This window comes from Leptolyngbya sp. Cla-17 (assembly GCF_016807185.1).
Classification (GTDB): Bacteria; Cyanobacteriota; Cyanobacteriia; order Leptolyngbyales; family Leptolyngbyaceae; genus ULC077BIN1.
In genome coordinates, this window is sequence record NZ_JAEVYN010000001.1 from 654,681 (window position 1) to 674,745 (window position 20,065).

The 20,065-nt window shown below is 47.6% G+C and carries 14 protein-coding genes and 1 pseudogene; 11 read left to right on the plus strand and 4 right to left on the minus strand.

Going from position 1 to position 20,065, the window contains the following annotated elements; translation table 11 throughout:
- Window positions 1-27 precede the first annotated feature (27 nt).
- Window positions 28-993, plus strand: a complete 966-nt coding sequence (locus tag JOY44_RS03080; RefSeq protein ID WP_171572267.1) for a DnaJ C-terminal domain-containing protein — start codon at window positions 28-30, stop codon at window positions 991-993.
- A gap of 50 nt (window positions 994-1,043) precedes the next feature.
- Here the strand turns inward: JOY44_RS03080 and gpmI are convergent, their stop codons facing one another.
- Complete coding sequence (gpmI, locus tag JOY44_RS03085) at window positions 1,044-2,642, minus strand: 2,3-bisphosphoglycerate-independent phosphoglycerate mutase (RefSeq protein WP_171572268.1); 1,599 nt, start codon at window positions 2,640-2,642, stop codon at window positions 1,044-1,046.
- Between the two features lie 438 nt (window positions 2,643-3,080).
- Here gpmI and JOY44_RS03090 point away from each other — a divergent pair, with 438 nt between their 5' ends.
- Both JOY44_RS03090 and JOY44_RS03095 read left to right on the plus strand, forming a co-directional pair.
- On the plus strand, window positions 3,081-4,259 hold the full coding sequence (locus JOY44_RS03090) for a branched-chain amino acid ABC transporter permease (RefSeq protein WP_171572269.1): 1,179 nt from the start codon (window positions 3,081-3,083) through the stop codon (window positions 4,257-4,259).
- A complete protein-coding gene (locus JOY44_RS03095; RefSeq protein ID WP_197985147.1) occupies window positions 4,249-5,115 on the plus strand; it encodes an ABC transporter ATP-binding protein in 867 nt (288 codons plus the stop codon). The genes JOY44_RS03090 and JOY44_RS03095 overlap by 11 nt, the downstream gene beginning before the upstream one ends.
- 83 nt (window positions 5,116-5,198) lie before the next feature.
- On the opposite strand, the gene JOY44_RS03100 is transcribed toward JOY44_RS03095, so the two are convergent.
- Entirely contained in the window at window positions 5,199-5,483 is a 285-nt protein-coding gene (locus tag JOY44_RS03100) for a hypothetical protein (RefSeq protein WP_171572270.1), read from the minus strand.
- Between the two features lie 364 nt (window positions 5,484-5,847).
- Here JOY44_RS03100 and JOY44_RS03105 point away from each other — a divergent pair, with 364 nt between their 5' ends.
- Complete coding sequence (locus JOY44_RS03105) at window positions 5,848-7,545, plus strand: NupC/NupG family nucleoside CNT transporter (protein ID WP_171572271.1); 1,698 nt, start codon at window positions 5,848-5,850, stop codon at window positions 7,543-7,545.
- 88 nt (window positions 7,546-7,633) lie between these two features.
- Here JOY44_RS03105 and JOY44_RS03110 read toward each other — a convergent pair whose 3' ends face one another.
- Window positions 7,634-8,689: a bifunctional heptose 7-phosphate kinase/heptose 1-phosphate adenyltransferase gene (locus JOY44_RS03110; protein ID WP_171572272.1), complete on the minus strand. Its 1,056-nt coding sequence runs from the start codon at window positions 8,687-8,689 to the stop codon at window positions 7,634-7,636.
- Between the two features lie 651 nt (window positions 8,690-9,340).
- Between JOY44_RS03110 and JOY44_RS03115 the strand changes: the two genes are divergently transcribed.
- The 7 genes and pseudogenes from JOY44_RS03115 (at window position 9,341) to JOY44_RS03145 (ending at window position 17,809) form a co-directional block, all read left to right on the plus strand.
- Entirely contained in the window at window positions 9,341-11,884 is a 2,544-nt protein-coding gene (locus JOY44_RS03115) for an EAL domain-containing protein (RefSeq protein ID WP_171572273.1), read from the plus strand.
- 98 nt (window positions 11,885-11,982) lie between these two features.
- Complete coding sequence (locus JOY44_RS03120; RefSeq protein ID WP_171572274.1) at window positions 11,983-12,402, plus strand: hypothetical protein; 420 nt, start codon at window positions 11,983-11,985, stop codon at window positions 12,400-12,402.
- A gap of 77 nt (window positions 12,403-12,479) precedes the next feature.
- Window positions 12,480-13,337 carry an alpha/beta fold hydrolase gene (locus JOY44_RS03125; protein WP_171572275.1) on the plus strand — a complete coding sequence of 286 codons (858 nt, stop codon included), beginning with the start codon at window positions 12,480-12,482 and terminating at the stop codon, window positions 13,335-13,337.
- A gap of 68 nt (window positions 13,338-13,405) precedes the next feature.
- A complete protein-coding gene (locus JOY44_RS03130; RefSeq protein ID WP_322091336.1) occupies window positions 13,406-14,326 on the plus strand; it encodes a glycosyltransferase family 2 protein in 921 nt (306 codons plus the stop codon).
- Window positions 14,327-14,451: 125 nt separating this feature from the next.
- Window positions 14,452-15,240, plus strand: a complete 789-nt coding sequence (rpsB, locus tag JOY44_RS03135) for a 30S ribosomal protein S2 (RefSeq protein ID WP_171572277.1) — start codon at window positions 14,452-14,454, stop codon at window positions 15,238-15,240.
- A 71-nt stretch (window positions 15,241-15,311) separates the two neighbouring features.
- A pseudogene (gene tsf, locus JOY44_RS03140) lies at window positions 15,312-16,112 on the plus strand (translation elongation factor Ts); the annotation flags it as partial.
- Window positions 16,113-16,291: 179 nt separating this feature from the next.
- A complete protein-coding gene (locus JOY44_RS03145; RefSeq protein ID WP_171572279.1) occupies window positions 16,292-17,809 on the plus strand; it encodes a site-2 protease family protein in 1,518 nt (505 codons plus the stop codon).
- A 103-nt stretch (window positions 17,810-17,912) separates the two neighbouring features.
- Here JOY44_RS03145 and JOY44_RS03150 read toward each other — a convergent pair whose 3' ends face one another.
- Window positions 17,913-19,496 (minus strand): hypothetical protein, encoded by a 1,584-nt coding sequence (locus tag JOY44_RS03150; protein ID WP_171572280.1) that lies wholly within the window; start codon window positions 19,494-19,496, stop codon window positions 17,913-17,915.
- Window positions 19,497-20,065 lie beyond the last annotated feature (569 nt).

Genomic DNA, 20,065 nt, shown 5'->3' on the forward strand with positions numbered 1-20,065 from the left:
AACAGCTAACAACTAACCTGTTTTTCTATGCAAAACTTCCGCAACTATTACGACATATTAGGGGTTCCTAAAGAAACGCCTGCCGAGGATCTTAAAAAAGCCTTTCGGCGGCTGGCTCGGCAGTTTCATCCTGACCTGAACCCCAATGACAAAACTGCGGAAGAACGGTTTAAAGACATTAATGAAGCTTACGAGGTTCTGTCTGACCCAACGAACCGCAGCAAATACGACCAATATGGGCGCTATTGGAAGCAGCGCGGTTTTCAGGAAGCAGCTCGATCGCCTGGTAGTCGTGGTTGGAATGGTCGTGGTAGCGATCGCGCTGCACCCGAAGGCATAAACTTTGACGAGTTCAGTGACTTCAACAGCTTTGTTGATCAACTCCTCAATCGACGCGATGCGCCTGCCCCCCCGGGCACGCCCAGAGAATCTTATCGCCCTGGCACCTCCAAAACCAGCTACACCGTCCCTCGCACCACCCGGCGCGATGCCGAAGCACGGCTCACGGTTCCCCTTGAAAAAGCTTACTCTGGCGGTCGAGAGCGCATTCGGCTCGAAGATGGGCGATCGCTAGAAGTGAACATGCCAGCTGGAATGGTAACTGGGCAACGCGTTCGTCTGAAAGGACAGGGCGTAGGCGGCGGCGATCTATACCTCAAAATCGATGTGTCACCTCACACCTTCTTTCAGCTAGATGGCTCTGATATTGTCTGTGAATTGCCCTTAACTCCCAGTGAAGCGGTGCTAGGCAACCCAGTGGAAGTACCAACCCTAGATGGATTAGTCAAAATGTCAATTCCGCCAGGTGTGCGCTCTGGGCAGCGATTGCGTCTGGCAAACAAGGGCTATCCCAAAGCCAGCGGCACGAGGGGCGACCAAATTGTAGAAATTCAAATTGTCATCCCCAAAGAGATCAGCGAACCCGAACGAGAACTCTATGAAAAGCTACGCCAGCTTGAAACCGCGAATCCTCGCGAGAATTTGCTGACCTAATCGAGCGCTACGTGCTTTCCATGGGACGCACCAACATGCAATCACCTTAATTAACGCACCAATTTAACGGGCGATCGACTGGGGGTTAGCCCAAACTCAAGCGGCAGAAACATGGAGCGCCCAGTCATTTCTGGTGGCTGAGGCAGCTTCAAAATCTCAAGAATGGTCGGAGCCATATCTGAGAGGCGACCATCATCACGTAATCTAACATCGGTGCCGTGTCCAGGAATCTTGCGCCCTTCTCCCTCCACTAAGATGAATGGCACCGGATTGGTCGTGTGGGCAGTCCAGGGATTACCGTTTTCATCCCACATCACTTCTGCGTTTCCGTGATCGGCAATGATGATGGTGGTTCCACCTGCGCGAATAATGCTTTCTAGTAGGCGACCCAGACAGTGATCGACTACTTCCAACGCGTCAACAGTCGCATCCATTTTGCCGGTATGCCCCACCATATCTGGGTTGGCGTAATTCACCACGATCATCGAGTAAACTTGCTTTTCTACTGCCGCGCTCGTGACATCCGTCAATGCTGCCGCAGACATGGCAGGGGCGCGATCGTAGGTTGCCACTGGAGGACTTGGCACCATTTCTCGATCTTCTCCAGCAAATGGGTCTTCAATGCCCCCATTAAAAAAATAGGTCACGTGAGCATACTTTTCAGTTTCAGCGGCGCGGAACTGGCGTAGCCCATGCTGAGAAATAACCTGACCCAAAATATTGTTCAGATTTTGCGGCTCAAACGCAACCAGCACCGGAAAGTGAGAATCATACTGGGTAAAGGTCGCAAAGGAAAGCGGCTGAATCAGTTCTCGTTCAAAGCCCTGAAACTTCGGATCGACCAGAGCTTGGGTTAATTGACGAGCGCGATCGGGGCGGAAGTTATAAAACACCACTCCATCCCCTGGCTGAATCGCTCCCGGTGCAATCCGAGTCGGCAAAATAAACTCATCCTTGATGTCAGCATCGTAGGAAGCCTGCATCACCTCTACCACCGATCGCCCGTCTCCGTCGCCATCTTGAGTCATCACGCTGTAGGCTTTTTCCACACGATCCCAGCGATGATCTCGATCCATTGCATAGTATCGACCGCTTAGTGTAACAATTTGCCCAACCCCGGCTGTGTCAATATAATTTACGATTTGCTGCACATAGTGCTTACCCGAATCAGGCAACGTATCGCGCCCATCAGTGACTACATGGATGCAAACATCGGTGATCAGTTGATCCTTTGCCATATCTATCAGACCGAATAGGTGAGACAGATGAGAATGCACCCCACCATCGGAGCAAAGACCAATTAAGTGCAGCTTGCCCTGATTTTGCTTCACAGCTTGATACAGCTTGACCAGCGCTGAATTGCTGAGTAGGGTACCATCCTCGACGGCATCAGAAATTCGCACGAGTTCTTGAGGCACCACTCGACCGGCACCAATGTTAAGATGCCCCACTTCAGAATTGCCCATTTGACCATCGGGTAAGCCAACATCTTTGCCAGCAGTACGAATGGTTGTGTGGGGATAGGCTGCCCAAAGGCTATCGATAACAGGAGTTTTAGCGGCGGCTACAGCATTACCATCCGCATCTTCACGATATCCCCAGCCATCTAGAATGACCAGCACTACTGGAGAAACGGACGCTTGAGCCATAGAATACCAAGCCCTTTTCAATTAAGTGAATTTCTCGAAATCATAGCATTGCTGTCGGCAGTCACAAATTGACAAGCTCACTTCGAGATTGAATTGTCAGAAAATCATGACAAAAAATCACCTGGGGATCATATCAATGTCACAGTGCTTAACTGTTTTCTCTGCAACTTTATTTGTCTCTATGCCCATTAGCGTGGCAAGCTTAAATTCTGGATAAATAGAGCGGAGGAGGACTTCTGAATGAACTTCACTAAGTACATCGTCAATCTGAGTGAACAGAGCGCGATCGCCTAGAGACATTAGATGACACCAGAATCAAATTGCGTCGTCTTTGCCCAAATCAGTAGATTAAGCTTGTCATGCTGCTGCCATTTTTCTACTTTGCGTTTCTCCTGACCTGATAGGATACGATTCAACTAATCATTTCCCAAACCCTGTATGGTTGGTTACCTCGTCTCACTGATTATTTCTACAGCCATCTATGCGCTGTTTAGTTTGGGCTTAAATCTGCAATGGGGCTACACAGGCTTGCTCAATTTTGGGCATGTTGCTTTCATGACAGTTGGAGCCTACACAACCGTATTGCTCAGCTTGAATGAAGTGCCGTTAGCGATCGCAACATTGATGGGTGGCGCAGTTGCAGCACTATTGGGGCTGATCTTAGGAACTACTACATTACGTTTGCGGGAAGACTATTTATCCATTGTCACCATTGGCGCATCGGAAGTCATTCGGCTGATTGCCCTAAATGAAGAATGGTTGACTCGCGGTTCCCTCGGCGTTGCCAATTTTCCGCTGCCATTGGGCACGATTACTCAACCCACGATTGGCAGTAAGATTGCCATGATTGCCCTATGGACAGGCATTTTTGGTATTAGTGGGTGGAACCTGTGGAAATGGGCGCGACGCACTAGCAAGTCAGAGTTGGCGCAATCCTCCACAAGAGAGTCTATGCCAACGCCCATTTCTCCTGAGCCACCTGCACAAGCTCCGAGGTTCCTTGTGAGTCTAGCCGCTACCGGTTTAGGACTGCTCATCTATGGAATTGGTATCAGTGCCTTGTATGACTATTCCTATAAAGCAGGGTTGATGCTGGTAGTGGTGACGGTAGTCGCGCTGACCTATTGGCGGTTAGAAGTTTCCGTCAAAGCGCCGTGGGGACGGGTGCTTAAATCGATTCGAGAAGATGAAGAAGTGGCGAGAGCTCTGGGAAAAAATGTGTTTTGGTATAAGCTGCAATCATTGATGTTGGGCGGGGCGATCGCGGGCATTGCTGGAGCTTTCTACGCCTGGAACTTAACCTTCATTAATCCGGACGGCTTTATTCCTCTAATCACTTTTCAAGCCTGGATTATTGTCGTGTTAGGCGGAGCTGGCAACAACGCTGGAACGATTTTGGGAGCCATCATTTACTGGGCATATTTTTCAGCAACCCGCTTTTTGCCAGAATTCTTACAAGCCTTACACTCAGCAATTCCCCTCCTCCCCGCTAGTATTGATGATGCCCGTCTAGGTGCTTTTAGAATCATGGTAATTGGCCTGTTGCTGATTATTTTGATGATGGCGCGACCTCAAGGCATTTTAGGTAAAAAGGAGGAACTCACCCTTGGTCGATGAACCAACCAACCTTTCCCAATCTTCCACAGACTATCTCGCTGAACAAAACCTGCCACAGGGCTTAGCAGTGCAAGGTACGGTTGCCCCGCAGGTGGAACTGCCTTTATTAGCAGCCAGTGGACTCGTTAAAAATTTTGGTGGCACCTGTTGTGCCGTTGATTGTGCTCGGATTGAAGTGCCTCAAGGTAGCATTACCGGGTTAGTGGGACCAAATGGCGCTGGAAAAACGACCCTATTTAATCTGTTAGCCAACGTCATTCGTTCGGATCAAGGGCGAGTGCTATTTGATGGCGAACCGATTCATCACCTCCAGCCTCACATCATCGCTCGAATGGGGATGGTTCGCACCTTTCAAGTCGCTCGTGTCCTGTCTCGACTGTCGGTTTTAGATAACTTGCTGCTGGCTGCCCAAAAGCAAACCGGGGAAAATTTTTGGAATACCTGGTTTCAACAGAAACAGATTGCTCAAGAAGAGAAAGCCCAACGCCAAAAAGCATTTGAAATTTTAGAGTCGATTGGACTGGCGCACATGGCAAATGAATATGCTGGGGCACTGTCAGGCGGACAGCGAAAACTGCTGGAAATCGGACGGGCGTTGATGGCTGAGCCGAAGCTGATTTTGCTGGATGAACCGGCCGCTGGTGTGAACCCAACGTTGATCAATCAAATTTGCGATCGCATCCAAGGCTGGAACCGTGACGGCATGACCTTTTTGATCATCGAACACAACATGGATGTGATTATGTCTCTATGCGATCGCGTGTGGGTCCTGGCAGAAGGACGCAATTTAGCAGATGGCACTCCGGCAGAAATTCAATCCAACCCAGAAGTGTTAGAAGCTTATTTGGGTCAGTAGTCTCCATTTGAACCTAGAGATTGGCTAATCCCGCTATCTGACTTTAGGGCTGGGAGTGATCTTTCAAACGATTGGTTTATGCCTTACTCTTCAAACGGATTGAATCGGGGAGGAGGCAGTTCTCGTTCTTGATTGGCGAGATCAGATGGGGGGCGATCGCTGCTCCAACCCCACCACACCGTCTCGCAGTTGCATTGATAAAATTCTTGCCACTTGCGGCGGTGATCTGCGGTAAAAACGGGCGATCGACGGTTGATCCAAACCTGTTTTGCGGCTTTGCTGCTGGCATAACATTTAGGACACTGAAATGTTGCTGCATGAACCGCTGATTGGGTCCACTTAGGCGAGATTGGCTCAAACGCTTCCATGAAAAGTTAGCTAGAGGTCTACAAGGTTCATGTGCCCATTATCAACCTTTTAGAAGAAAGAGATGTCAGGAAAACGGTGGGTCAATGTTCCAATTGCGACCTCATTTCATCAGATGATTAAACCTATAGCTTTGACTCGTTTTGTAACATTTAACTGAGTGTAGTGATTTCGTCTGTGCGGAGGTAGAAGTTTTTGAGTATTGTCTTGAAAGATATTTGTCTTCTGTCGCCAGGATGATTTTTATCTCAATTGATCGTTTCGTAGGGCGCGCCTACAGAGATTCGTTTTATCTGCGATCGCGTCTTTGAATAGTGCAAAACTGCTGTTGATCGTTCACCGTTTTCTTCATCGAGTGCCGAGCCTATGTCTATTCTGAATCTGATCTCGTTTCTTGGCATTTTTGGGTTGTGTTTCATCGCCTGGTTGTTTTCCGAGAATCGCCGTCTGCGTTATTTTCCTTGGCGGGTAATGGTGACGGGAATTCTGTTGCAGCTCGCGCTAGGAGCAGCGGTTTTTTTGTTTCCGCCAACACGAGATGCGCTGAAGGCGTTTAGCGACTTACTCAACGTGGTGTTTGATGCAGCGGATGCGGGAGCACGGTTTGTATTTGGGCGGAACATTGTGCCCTTAGCAGATAAACCACCTGATGTGAACTTGGGTTATATATTTGCGTTTCGGGCACTGCCGACGGTGATTTTCTTTTCTGGCTTGATGGCGCTGCTTTACAACATTGGCGTGATTCAGGTAATTACCAATGTGTTTGCCCGAATTTTTTATGCCACCATGCGGTTGAGCGGGGCAGAAGCGTTGAGCGGTGCCGCAAATATTTTTGTGGGAATTGAGGCGGCGATCGTCGTCAAGCCGTTTCTTGCCAAGATGACTCGCAGCGAACTCTGTGCGATTTTGTCTTGCTGTTTTGGCACTGCCGCTTCTTCAACCCTGGCAATTTACGTTAGTTTTCTCAAACCCGTTTTTCCTAACATTTTGGGGCATTTGGTTTCTGCGTCGATTATGGCGATTCCTGCCTGTTTTGTCCTGTCCAAAATTTTAGTGCCAGAAACGGAGGTGCCGCTGACGCTGGGCGGGTTACCCAAAGAACCGAAAGCATCCAAGCTGCGATCGCCCACAAGCAAGCGTCAACTAGTGGAGGATGCCAATCGCACGCCCATTGCAGAGATGCCAGTCACCGCTGAAGATGAAGAAATTGCTCGGCTCCTTCGGGGAGAACAGTCTTTAAGACGAACCGGAGGCGATGACTCCGGTAATTTTGAAGAAAATGTTCCACAGGAGACTGTTGGAGGAGAACCAATTGAGCGCGTGAGTCCCCTGGATGCAGCAATTATTGGGGCACTGGATGGGGTAAAAATGGCAGTATCGATCGCCGCTGTGCTGATCTTGATCTTGGGCTTGGTCTATTTGATCAACCAGATCTTCATTTGGCTGGCGACCTTGCCCAGTCCGATTGGGGATGTGTTTCAGGTTGTGACTCTGGCAAATATCCTCGGTTTTTTATTCTTACCATTCACGTTTTTAACTGGGGTTTCCCTCGACTGGAATGAACTTTGGCTGTCTTCAGTAATTATCGGACGGCGCTTATTAGAAACGGCGATTCCACCCTATCAAGCGTTGTCAGTAGCGGCAGCCCAAGGGACGTTGAGCGATCGCGCTGTGTTGATTGTCAGCTATGCTCTGTCTGGCTTTGCCCACCTGGCATCGGTCGGGATTTTTGTCGGCGGCACGATCGCCCTGATTCCTTCCCGTCGTAAAGATATTTCCGAACTGGGTTGGAAAGCCCTATTTGTCGGCACCCTGGCAACTTTAATGATTGCTGCTGTTTCTGGGGTTTACTACGTTCCTGGAAATGCCAGCATTTTGGGTGATAAGCAAGCCCCTGCGCCTGTCGTCAATCCAACCACTGCCGCACCATCTGCCACGCCTCTGGCAGCACCCACAATCCCAGCAACTCAGGCTCCCGCCGCAGCTCAACCACCTGCTGCTCCTGCTGCAACCTCCAACCCGCAGCAAGTTCCTCAAATCACTCCAAAACCATCTCCCAGATGAAGCCTACTCGATCCCTCATTAGTTAAGACAGCCATCATCAAACATGTGCCCCGCTAACGTCTAACACCCGACACCTAATAGCTGAAACCTACTTGTTTGTTGATTCTTCTAGCAACAGTTCTAAGGCTATCTTCATCTCGCCTGGAGTCGTTGGAGTCGTGCCAAACTGCCGTACTACGATGCTGGCAGCTAAATTGCCTAATACGGCTGCTTCCCAGGAAGAGGCTCCGAGCACTAATCCTAAAGTTAAAGCAGCAACTACGGTATCTCCTGCTCCAGTGACATCAAAGACGTCGGTGCGGTTAAAGGCGGGAATGTGATATTCGGTGCCGTCATTTTGAAAAAGGCTCATGCCATCTTCGCCGCGAGTAATCAACATTTTTTGAGCCTGAGTTAGCTGCAGTAGGTCCTTGCCGCCCTGACGCAACAGAGCTTCGCTTTTGCTGCCATCTACCTTTACGAGAGAGTAGCCAACCGCTTGCTCGGCTTCAGGAAGGTTGGGTGTAAAAATGCTGGCTCCTTGATAGCGGTTGAGATCTTTTTGGGCATCCACGACGCTAAAGGAATGGGATAGGGCGGCGGCAATCACTGCTTCAGAGAGAGTCCCATCGCCGTAGTCAGAGCATACGACTGCATCAACGCTGCTAATTTGTTGGCGAATATAGTGTACTAGTTGGGTTTGCAATTCAGCAGAGGGCAATTCATCGGATTTGCGATCGACGCGAACAATTTGCTGAGTCACAGATTGGCGAGCGTGGCCTGAGATACGGGTTTTGGTGACTGTGGGGCGATCGCGATCCAATAAAATTCCTTCAGTGTTCACTCCAGCTGCTTCAAAAATATGGCGCAATGCTTTGCCTTGTCCATCGTTGCCGACTAGCCCCACTGCTTTTACTTGAGCACCCAATTTTGCAAAGTTATAGATTGCGTTCGCACCGCCTCCTGCAACCTGTTGAGTGTGTTCATGCCGAAGAATCAGAACGGGCGCTTCTCGGGAAAGCCGCTCTACTTGCCCAGTCAAAAATTCATCTAGACAGAGATCACCCACAACCAATACTTGGGGCTGATGGAAGCATTCAAGTAGATTAAACAGGCGATCGGCGGACTCGGCAAGTTGCGCAGCAAAGGTTGGATCAAGGGTCATAAATAACTGGTGCTATTCCAGTGCCCCATTGTCTCGCAAATTCTTAAGTTTAGACATCCTTTTGAATAAACTTGTGAAAATTGAATGCTTGGCATTGGCGATCGCATACTTCCTCATGGTTTGAAACCATCCTTGGATCAGACAGCTTGTAAGGGTAGTTGACCCGTCAGAACTCCGCAAATTTTGCAAACAAGGGGCTTAAGCCCCTTGTTTACTTAACTTATTTCTATAAAACTTCTTAGCAACGTTTAAATATTGAGGTGGCTAGAACGCTCCCTTGAAAGAGACTTGCTAACCCAGCTACTTAAATTTGACATTTTGCTGCTCTATTGGCTGAGACGAGTTTCAGTTGAGTAGAATGAGCGATACAGGGGATAAAGCCATCTTTAGATTTAAACCGATTTACTTAGTTTGCAAGTTTTAGCAATTGAACTTTCGTGGGAATTCGAGCTTTAGCTTGGAAAAAAAGCCGCTGAAAAACTAGTGGCTTAGAACATTTACTTCTTCAAAAGTTTCTTTTTTTGCAGTATGCAATCGTGGATTTGTCCGGCTAGGCTTATGGACTCTATGTAGAGTATTTTTTGACATACGTTTGCTGAGAATGTGAAGTAGTGTTTCTTGAGATCGCTTATCCCCGTCTATCCCGCTTGCATGGCACATCTTCAAAGAAGAGTTACTAGCTTTATCCGAACCAGCCGTTGGGTTGCAGGATCGATTGTGAAGCATCCTGCACTGCTAACGAGTTTGCTGGTTGCAGGGTGTATGGTTGGCATCCGAAGCTTAGGCGGATTGCAGTCATCAGAGCTTCTAGCCTACGACCAGATGATTCGGCTACGCCCTGATCGTGAAGAAGATTCAAGACTTTTAGTCGTCACCATCACCGAAGCAGATATTCGATCGCAAAGGCGTTGGCCCGTTTCAGATGCCGTCATTGCTCAAGTCATTGCAAAACTACAAACCTATCAACCCCGCACGATTGGGTTAGATATCTACCGGGATGTACCTCATCCTCCAGGAGAAAGTGCCTTAGCAAAGCAACTTCAAGCCCCTAATTTAATTGCAATTACGCTGCTCGGCAGTGTAGATAAAGATGCAGTACCTTCTCCCGAGGGAGTTCCGCCTGGTCGGGTAGGCATCAGCGATATTGTGGTTGACCTAGATGCGGTTGTCCGGCGTAATTTACTGTACGCCACCGTCGATGGCAAAGCCTTGTATTCATTCTCCCTGCAATTGGCATTGCATTACTTGGCAAAGGAGCGTTTAAAGTTTGAGGTGACACCCCGCGAGGCAATCACCGTTGGCGATACGATTTTTCCGGCACTAAATCCCGATGCAGGGGGTTACCAAACCTTAGACGATCGCGGCTATCAGGTGATGCTAAATTATCGCTCCGCTTACAACGTAGCGCGCAAAGTTAGCCTAACGGAGGTGCTTAATGGACAGGTCGATCCGGCGTGGGTGAAAGATAAGCTCGTCCTGATTGGGACTACAGCTCCCAGCATTAAGGATTTGTTTTTAACACCTTACAACCTTTCTAATGAGAAAGGCCCCGCCATGCCGGGGGTGATTGTTCATGCTCAAAAGGTTAGCCAAATTCTTAGCACCATCATAGATGGCTATCCATTGACCTGGTTTTGGTGGCAGGAAGGTGAAGTTCTGTGGATTGTTGCTTGGTCATGTGCTGGAGGGCTATTGGGGTGGAGATTCCGTCATCCTTTAACTCTAGGAGTGGTGGGACTGATTGCGATTGGCGGATTGTTTGGTGGCTGTTTTATCTTATTTTTGCACCACGGTTGGATACCTTTTGTGCCCCCGGCGATCGCTTTTATTAGCTCTAGCGTCGCAGCAATTTCTTATCGTCTTCTCCACGACGCACGCCACGATGAACTGACCGGGTTGCCAAATCGGGCTTTATTGGTTCAGAGACTTCAGTGGTCACTGAATCGTTCCAAAAAAAAGCTGAGCCATTCTACTGAAGAACATCCTGGAACAGCCGTTTTACTGTTAGGACTTGATAGCTTTAAAGGCCTTAACGATAGCTTGGGGCATCAACGGGCGGATGAATTGCTAGTTGCGATCGCTCGACGGTTGAAAACCTGCCTACGGTCTCATGACGAACTGGCGCGGGTGGGTGGAGATGAGTTTGCAATTCTACTGCACCAGGTCCGAGATAAAGATGAAGTGGGGCACTTAGCTGATCACCTACAAAAACAACTGAAACAGCCGTTTAATCTTCATGGGCAGGATATTTTTACAACTGCCAGTGTGGGTATTGTGTGGTGTCAGGCAAACCAACCCTACCAACCCGAAGACATTCTCAGAGATGCCCACACGGCAATGAACCAGGTAAAAGGATCTGGAAAAGACCGCTATCAGATGTTTATGTCTGGGATGCGAGTGCAAGTAATGACCCGGATGCAGCTTGAAATTGATTTGCGTGGGGCAATTAACCGCCAAGAATTTCAATTGCACTATCAGCCTTTTATCGACTTAGAAACGGGCAAAATTGCTGGATTTGAAGCATTATTGCGCTGGCAACATCCTCAGCGAGGGTTTGTTCATCCGGTTGAGTTTATTCCATTAGCAGAGGAAACTGATCTGATCATTCCCATTGGTGCCTGGGTGATTGAGGAAGCCTGTCGTCAATTAAAAATTTGGCAGAACCAGTTTCCTAGCAGCGATCCTTTGGTGGTCAGCGTCAACCTATCCAGCAAACAATTTGCTCAACCCGCCGATCTCGTTAGCCAAATCGAGCAAACTCTAAAAGACACTAATGTAGATGGGCATTGTCTCAAGCTTGAGATTACAGAAAGTATCGCCATGACCAATGTGGAACCCACGATCGCGTTACTCCTACGCTTGAAAGCGCTCAACCTGCAACTCAGTATCGATGATTTTGGTACGGGCTATTCCTCTCTCAGCTACCTCCATCGCTTTCCTACCGACACAATCAAGGTTGATCGTTCGTTTGTCAGCCGCATGGGGCTAGAAAGTGAGGATGTTCACATTGTTAAAACTATCATCATGCTAGGGCACAATCTGGGCATGTATATTGTGGCAGAAGGCGTAGAAACCGCAGAACAGCTAGCGCAACTGCGATCGCTTAAGTGTGAATATGGTCAGGGCTATTTCTTTGCTAAACCCCTCCCTCCCGAGGCAGTAGAAGCTTTACTGAAAAGCGATCCACAGTGGTAATATGCTGGCGCTCTTAGCTCCTACCTTCACTGTTCTGCCATTTTTCTCATCTCTTTATCATTCATAATTAATGGATGGAAACTAGAGTGAAAATCTAAATGGGACGAGTTATCTGGGCGATCGCGCTGGCACTGTTACTCACCGCTTGCGGGACTATGGGTGTGAAGTTGCCAAACGATTTAGTTGAGCAGGCGATCGCGCTCCAGCTAAGCCAAACTCAACAGCAGCTTAACCAACAGCTCAGATTAGATCTTCAGCCTGAAATCCAGATTCGGCGCATCAAAATCGCTGAGAAAATCCCTTTGCAAATTCAAGCGCTTCAGGCCTATCAAGTGAAGGGCACCTGCGACTACACCATCAAACTGCTCAAACGGGACATTACTCAGCGTCAGACTCCCTTTGAAGTGTATTTGCAACGTCAAAAAGAAGGGAAAACCTGGCGTTTAGCTTTCATCAAAACTAACGAAAACGGCGAACCCATCTGGGCAACCCAACGCATTTCAACCGATGCATTCTAATCCTACAAATTAGCGTCTAAATTTCCTTAATTCACCCTTCCCTATTCGTCATTCGCCCTCGCTATTGGTCATTTCCTATGCACGAACCCTGGACTCACGATTTCATCACTACTAATGGCATTCGACTTCACTATGTGACTCAAGGTAGTGGACCTTTAATGTTGTTCCTTCACGGGTTTCCAGAATTCTGGTATTCTTGGCGGCACCAAATTCCAGAGTTTGCAAAAGATTATAAAGTTGTGGCAATTGACCTGCGTGGCTACAACGATAGCGATAAACCAACGGATTCCACTGCCTACTCCATGCCCGAATTTGTCAAAGATGTGCAGGGTGTGATTGCAGGGTTGGGTTATGAAAAATGTGTGTTGGTAGGTCATGACTGGGGCGGCGCGATCGCCTGGTCTTTTGCCTACACCCATCCTGAAATGGTAGAACGCCTCATCGTCCTTAACATGCCTCACCCTGCCAAATTTGCCGAAGGCTTACGCACGCCCCAACAACTTCTCCGCAGTTGGTATATCTTCTTTTTTCAACTTCCCTTCCTGCCAGAACTCCTGATTCAGTTGAATGACTACCAGGCACTAGAACAAGCATTTCAAGGCATGGCAAAAAATAAAAATGCTTTTACTCTTGCCGACATTGAAGCTTACAAAAACGCCATTGCTAAACCCGGTGTTCTCACGGCTGCTGTTAACTACTACCGTAACGTCCTTCAATTAGGTTCTTTCCTGCAAAGCTCTTGGAACGTTTTAGAAGTGCCTGTCTTGATGATTTGGGGCGAAGATGACATGCCCTTGGGCAAAGAACTCAGCTATGGCACCGAACAATATGTGCGCGACTTCCAGATTAAATACCTTTTCAATTGCAGCCATTGGGTGCAACAAGAGCAGCCCCAACTCGTCAATCAATATATGCACAAATTCCTAACACGCTAAACTTAGGCGGGTAGACGTTGCCATTTATGTAGACCAATCAACTTAGAGGAGTCAGTGTGTTTTTTAGTGTGGTCATTCCTACGTATAACCGGAAGCCGATTCTGGAGAAATGCCTGAAGGTGTTAGAGCATCAGGTATTTGATCCGAGTCAAATTGCCGGATATGAAGTGGTGGTGGTGGATGATGGCTCTACCGATAAAACTGTGGAATGGTTGCATAGTGCGGCTGAATTTCCTCATGTGCGCGTGTTTCAGCAGGATCATCAAGGTGCAGCAGCGGCTCGAAATTTGGGAGTTGAAAAAGCAGCGGGCGACACGATCATTTTTATTGATAGTGATTTGGTAGTCACAGAGATTTTTTTGCAGTCCCACGCAGAAAAGCTGCTGGAAGGCGCGCGATCGCTCGGTCACGATCGCCTCTTCACCTACGGGCGCGTGATTAACACCTGCAATTTTGCCGATCCCACCTCGGAACCCTTCAAAGTCACCGATTACTCTCAGGCATTTTTTGCCACCGGAAACGTTGCGATCGCTCGCACCTGGCTAATCCAAGCTGGACTCTTCGACACACAATTTCAACTCTACGGCTGGGAAGACCTTGAACTCGGCGTACGGCTTAAAAATTTGGGCTTACAATTGCTCAAATGCCCTGATGCGGTTGGCTATCACTGGCATCCCCCTTTCTCCCTCACCCAAATCCCCAAACTGATCGATCAAGAAATTCAGCGCGGCAAAATGGGCGTATTGTTCTACCAAAAACACCCCACCTGGAATGTGCGACTAATGATCCAAATGACTTGGCTGCATCGCGTCCTCTGGGGCATTCTTTCCCTAGGCGGCTTACTCAACGAACGCACCCTGGCTCCGTTATTGCAATGGCTAATTGACCAAGGAAAACCCCAACTCGCCTTAGAACTTGCCCGGATTTTCCTCAACTGGTACAACGTCCAGGGAGTTTACCAAGCCTATCGGGAAATGAAGCACAGTTAAATAAATGCCAGCCTAGCTACGCTACACTAGAGAGGTTGTTTAAATTCGCACATCCGGAATTTCGGGTGTCTCAATTCAGAGATGCAACCGGATGGAGGAATAACCCGAACAGGAGAAAAGTCAATATGCCAGTCGTTTCATTGGCTCAATTATTAGAGTCTGGGGTTCACTTTGGGCATCAAACCCGCCGCTGGAATCCCAAGATGGATACTTACATCTACACCTCCCGCAATGGCGTTCACATTATTGATCTGGTGCAAACCGCCCGACTAATGGATGAAGCCTACAACTATGTGCGAACTGCCTCCGAGCAGGGTAAAAAGTTCTTGTTTATTGGCACCAAACGCCAAGCTGCGGGAATTGTGGCACAAGAAGCCAGCCGATGCGGTGCTTACTATGTCAACCAGCGCTGGTTGGGCGGAATGCTCACCAACTGGACGACCATCAAAACTCGCGTTGATCGCTTGAAAGATCTCGAACGCCGCGAAGCAACCGGTGGGCTAGATTTATTGCCCAAAAAAGAAGCGTCCGTCTTGCGCCGCGAACTAGAGAAACTACAGAAATATCTAGGTGGCATCAAAGCCATGCGTAAGGTACCAGACATCGTGGTGATTGTGGATCAAAAACGAGAGTACAACGCAGTTCAAGAGTGCCAAAAGCTCAACCTGCCTATCGTGTCCATGTTAGATACTAACTGTGACCCCGATGTGGTAGATATTCCTATTCCAGCGAACGATGATGCCATCCGGTCCATCAAACTGATTGTAGGCAAACTGGCAGATGCGATTTATGAAGGTCGGCATGGTCAACTTGAAGCCGATGAGGAATACGATGATTATGACGGTACTGATGGGGAGTACGACTATGAAGATAGCGATGCTTTCCCTGAGGAAACCGAGGAAACCGCACAGTAAATAATAATGATGAGTGATGAGTGATAAGTTACAGACCCTAACTTGTCACTCATCGCTCATGCTTTAGACAGTTAGGAGTAAGGGCAATGGCAGACATCTCGGCAAAGTTAGTTAAAGAACTGCGCGAAAAAACTGGCGCAGGCATGATGGATTGTAAAAAAGCGCTTCAGGAAATGGAGGGCAATGTTGAGAAGGCAAGCGAATGGCTGCGAAAAAAAGGAATCTCATCGGCTGAGAAAAAAGCTGGAAAAGTTGCTGCCGAAGGATTAGTGGGTCAATACATCCACATTGGTGGTCGAATTGGCGTTTTGGTAGAAGTGAATTGCCAAACCGACTTTGTGGCTCGAAATGAGGCATTTAAAGCACTCGTTCAAAACATCGCCATGCAAATTGCTGCATCCAAAGTGGAGTACGTCAAAATTAGTGACATTCCTGCCGCGATTTCTGACAAGGAAAAAGAAATTGAGATGGGTCGGGATGACCTGTCGGGTAAACCTGATGCAATGAAAGAAAAAATTGTGCAGGGGCGCATTGAAAAGCGATTGAAGGAAATGTGCTTGCTTGATCAGGCATACGTCAAAGATCAAAATATTACGATCGCAGAGTTGCTTGCGCAGCATGTGGCTCAGCTCGGTGAAAATATTCAAGTTCGCCGCTTTGTCCGGTTTGAACTAGGCGAAGGAATTGAGAAGGAAGAAACTGATTTTGCGGCAGAGGTTGCTGCTCAAATGGGCGTTTCTACCGATGTAGAGAGCAAAGCATCAGAAAAGGATGTAGACATCGAAGCCTCCGAAACGGCAGACGCGAATGATCAGCCGAAGGATGACAAAAAGAAAGATGGCAAGAAAGACGGTAAAAAGGGTAAAAAATAGTTGGCTTTTACAAGGCTAATTGGCTTAAACCAAACTTTAGAGGGAGTCCCACGGGTTCCCTCTATTTTTTGTTGAGAAATGGAGGCATCTAATTCAGGTAGAGTAGATGTTTAGGCGTTTTATTAAGACAAATAAAGTCTCTTTGAACAGAGTCGTTTTATTTAGAAAAAGGGTTTGGGATGTTCACGGCAATTACTGAAGATTTAACAATACTGACGGTTGCTTTTGGAGTTGGGTTGTTAGCGTGGGGATTTTTTCGCGCTAGACCCCTTGGCAAGCTTGGCATTTTTGCATGGTTGCAGTCTGTGGTGCTGATGGCTCCCTGGCTGATATTTTTCGGGTTGGCTGCCGCTGGGGTAATGCTAAATCTGGCAATTATGCTGTTGTTGTTAGTTGTATCCGCCGGAGCCTACATTGGTTTGGGCGGTCAAGTGCGATCGCTCAAGCAAGCAGCAGCGGCTCAACGAGTAAACGCGATCGCGGAAGCTGGTAATCTTGCTCAATCAGTATTAAACGACTCGACCCAAATCGAACCTAGCCCATCACCTCAAGCAGATTCAATGCCAGAAGTGGATACTGATGTCGTCCCGCTTCCTCCAGAAGATCTCAAGGCGATCCAAGGCATTTTTGGAATTGATACCTTTTTTGCAACCGAAACAATTCCTTATCAAGAAGGTGCGATTTTTCGCGGCAATCTTCGTGGTGACCCAGAGGCAGCGTACACCAAACTCTCTGAAAGCTTAAAAACGCGGTTGGGAGACACCTATCGTCTTTTTTTGGTCGAGAATCAGGACGATAAGCCCGTCATTATCGTCTTGCCAAGTAGCCGCGATCCACAACCGCTTAACCTGTCACAAAATCTGCTAGCAGGCTTTTTACTCATCGTTAGCGTTATAGCTTGTTTAGAAAGCTCAGGGTTGATGTTGGGTTTTGACTTATTTGAAAACCCAAACAGAGTCGTTGAAACTATCCCTTTTGCAGCTGGCATTATTGGTATCCTCGCGGCTCACGAAATTGCACATTGGGTCGTTGCCGATCGCCACAATGTCCGCCTTAGCTTACCCTTCTTTATTCCTACTCTTCAAATTGGCTCATTTGGCGCTTTAACCAAGTTTCTCTCCATCTTGCCCAATCGCAATGTTTTATTTGACGTGGCATTTGCGGGACCTGCCGTTGGGGGTGGCCTCTCATTACTGACGCTGCTCCTTGGCTTACTGCTCTCCCACAAAGGCAGCCTATTTCAACTGCCTTCGGAATTTTTTCAGGGTTCGGTTTTAGTTGGCACTTTGGCACGAGTAGTTTTGCAAGAACTCTTAAAACAACCCATTGTCGATGTTCACCCATTCGTTGTTTTGGGGTGGTTAGGGTTAGTGATTACTGCACTCAATCTGCTGCCTGCCGGACAATTGGATGGGGGACGGATTGTGCAAGCAGTCTATGGTCGCAAAATTGCCGCCCGAACTACCGTTGGTGTCTTGATTGTGTTGGGATTGGCTTCTTTTGTGAATCCACTAGCGTTTTACTGGGCACTGGTTCTGCTATTTGTCCAGCGTGATTTGGAGCGCCCCTGTTTGAATGAAATAACCGAGCCAGACGATGCTCGCGCGGCATTATGCCTACTGGCACTATTTTTGATGATCGTTACGTTGCTGCCACTGACCCCCAGTTTGGCAGGACGTTTAGGCATCGGGATGTAATCAGATAGGAACGCTTCCTCTTGTCTGATTACATAAAGGACTTGGAAATAAATCACACATATTGGCCAACTAACGTGGTCAATATGTTATTGACCTAAAACACCTAAATTGGTTGCAGTACTGAATCTGATTCCTGAATGGATTCTATCGCGACCTGAAGAACTTCGCTGATTGGGATGATCAGTTGCTCCTCCTGCACGGGAAGAGGATCAGTCTTTGCGACAACAACTTGTAGATCTGGTTGGAGATTTGTGCTAGTCGTGTTGGTCGGCTGATCTGTCACTGGGGGCACGTTGGCTACAGGCACTACAGGCGCTACAGGCGGGAAAGGCACATTAACGCCGTAAATCTGATAACCGCTATCTGCCAGGAGGGCAAAATCCATTTCAGTTGGACCTGCTAAATAGTAAATCCACTCGTAAGATAAGATGGACGAAATTTTGGCAGCTGGATGCCAGTAGTCATACCCTCCCGTTACTGGATTAGCCCCATCTTGAGACTGTAAAGGAATGTCTTGTCCACCGTTAAGTGCTTTGGAATATTCCCCTTTAAAAACAGCAGTTTGAGGTGTTGTGAAGTCTTGCTTGAGGTAGCCTTCCCAGTTCAATCCTAGCAGTCCTAAAGTATGCCCCAATTCGTGCGATACCGCATTGTATAAGTAGGTATTGCTGACTGCTTCATCGATCGCAATTTGCCCAACGCGGGGCATCAGATCGGCGGATGTGATCCATCCACCATAATCATATTCAATTCCGCCATAGCCTCCTGCGGTTCCATTAGAGTTTATCGTGTTAACAAACACAACCAAATCATCTACATAGCGCCGAGTTTGAAACGCTGTATTGACAGAAGATCCAGTCTTCAGCGTGTTGATTGCCCCATTTAATTGCAAGCCAGTCCATTCATTGGCAATTCGGCTTGACCAATCAGTTGATGCTTTTTGTGCGATCGCTCGTCGTTCAAGCGTCCAAAACCCAGAAGTATCGTTGCGAAAGTCAAGGTCAATATCAAACCGCGAGGTGTCAGGAGCGTAGGTGTTTGCAACTGAGCCTAAATTATAGATGCCGCTTGCTAGGGCCCCGCCGCTTAGCTGGTAGTCGATAGTATTGCCAATCGTGCGGTCTGTCCCAATTCCATCCACTTCAGCAATAAACCAAACCGTCTGAATTTGATTCCACGTTTGGGGCGTGAAAGTAACAAAATTCTGAGTACCGTTTTGCAGATTGCCATCTGCATCCACGACCAAAAAGCTACCCGGTGTAAATGCCAGCGTAATGTCTGAGGTTGGGGCTTTCTCCAAATTAAGCTTCAGTTGAAAGGTGCCTGTATCACCTTCTTTTCCACTAAAGAGTAGATTGCTAATAGTAACCATGCTGGGCACACTAGGCGGAGCAACTAACGCAGCAATTGCTGGGCTATCGACCAATTCTGTGCTTAAGGTCGGTCGGCTCGAACGTCGAGGATCACTACTTCGCTGAGTAGTCAATTCAGCGGCGAGATCTATTTGAGGCGCAAGTCCGACGGTCAGATCTATTTGAGGCGCAAGTGCGATCGCTCTCTTCCCCAACCTTGTCAAACTGGTCAAGGCCTGATCAAACAGATCTAAAACAGAGTTCTCTGTAGGGTTTAGCTCGGTTATATCCAGATCAACTAGAGAGCTAGCAGCTCTGAAGAGTTTAACCGACAAAGAATCTGTTGATACTAGGTGAGAACCAATATTGAATGATGATGTAGATTCAGTAACTAAATCTTCCAACGAGAAAGATGAGTCAAATCTCAATGGAGACTCGAGGGTGGAATATGTACAATTTATACACATAAACTAAAGTTAGTAATATTTAATATTCAGTCAGTTGAGAAATACTATGTATTGCTAATTTTTAGGATGATTTGCAGATATTGCTCGTGATGATATGGACACTTTATGAAACGTCTCTATATTTCGTTTATTCGAGCAAGAATGCTAAAACCGATACACCCAGCATTAATCAAAAGATCAAATTTCAACGCTAGCAATACATCCCATTGAAAACTAGAAAAACTCAGTATATTTTCTAGCATTGCACTGGAAGCCTTGTGTATTTACCCTTACCTAGCATAGTGAGCATTACTAGCAAAAATTCCAACTTAATCAATTCTTCATTAACATAAAAATTTTGTCCAAAAATTTTGCCCATAAAGACGTACTTCAAACAGAATGCGATTAAGTATGATGTGGCGATCGCTCCTAATCTCTACTGGATAGTACCTTCGCTA

Excerpts from the sequence above, each read along its gene's own strand:
- JOY44_RS03080 (WP_171572267.1), top strand. The coding sequence starts at position 28 with ATGCAAAACTTCCGCAACTATTACGACATATTAGGGGTTCCTAAAGAA.
- gpmI (WP_171572268.1), bottom strand. The coding sequence starts at position 2,642 with ATGGCTCAAGCGTCCGTTTCTCCAGTAGTGCTGGTCATTCTAGATGGC.
- JOY44_RS03090 (WP_171572269.1), top strand. The coding sequence starts at position 3,081 with ATGGTTGGTTACCTCGTCTCACTGATTATTTCTACAGCCATCTATGCG.
- JOY44_RS03100 (WP_171572270.1), bottom strand. The coding sequence starts at position 5,483 with ATGGAAGCGTTTGAGCCAATCTCGCCTAAGTGGACCCAATCAGCGGTT.
- JOY44_RS03105 (WP_171572271.1), top strand. The coding sequence starts at position 5,848 with ATGTCTATTCTGAATCTGATCTCGTTTCTTGGCATTTTTGGGTTGTGT.
- JOY44_RS03110 (WP_171572272.1), bottom strand. The coding sequence starts at position 8,689 with ATGACCCTTGATCCAACCTTTGCTGCGCAACTTGCCGAGTCCGCCGAT.
- JOY44_RS03115 (WP_171572273.1), top strand. The coding sequence starts at position 9,341 with ATGGCACATCTTCAAAGAAGAGTTACTAGCTTTATCCGAACCAGCCGT.
- JOY44_RS03120 (WP_171572274.1), top strand. The coding sequence starts at position 11,983 with ATGGGACGAGTTATCTGGGCGATCGCGCTGGCACTGTTACTCACCGCT.
- JOY44_RS03125 (WP_171572275.1), top strand. The coding sequence starts at position 12,480 with ATGCACGAACCCTGGACTCACGATTTCATCACTACTAATGGCATTCGA.
- rpsB (WP_171572277.1), top strand. The coding sequence starts at position 14,452 with ATGCCAGTCGTTTCATTGGCTCAATTATTAGAGTCTGGGGTTCACTTT.
- JOY44_RS03145 (WP_171572279.1), top strand. The coding sequence starts at position 16,292 with ATGTTCACGGCAATTACTGAAGATTTAACAATACTGACGGTTGCTTTT.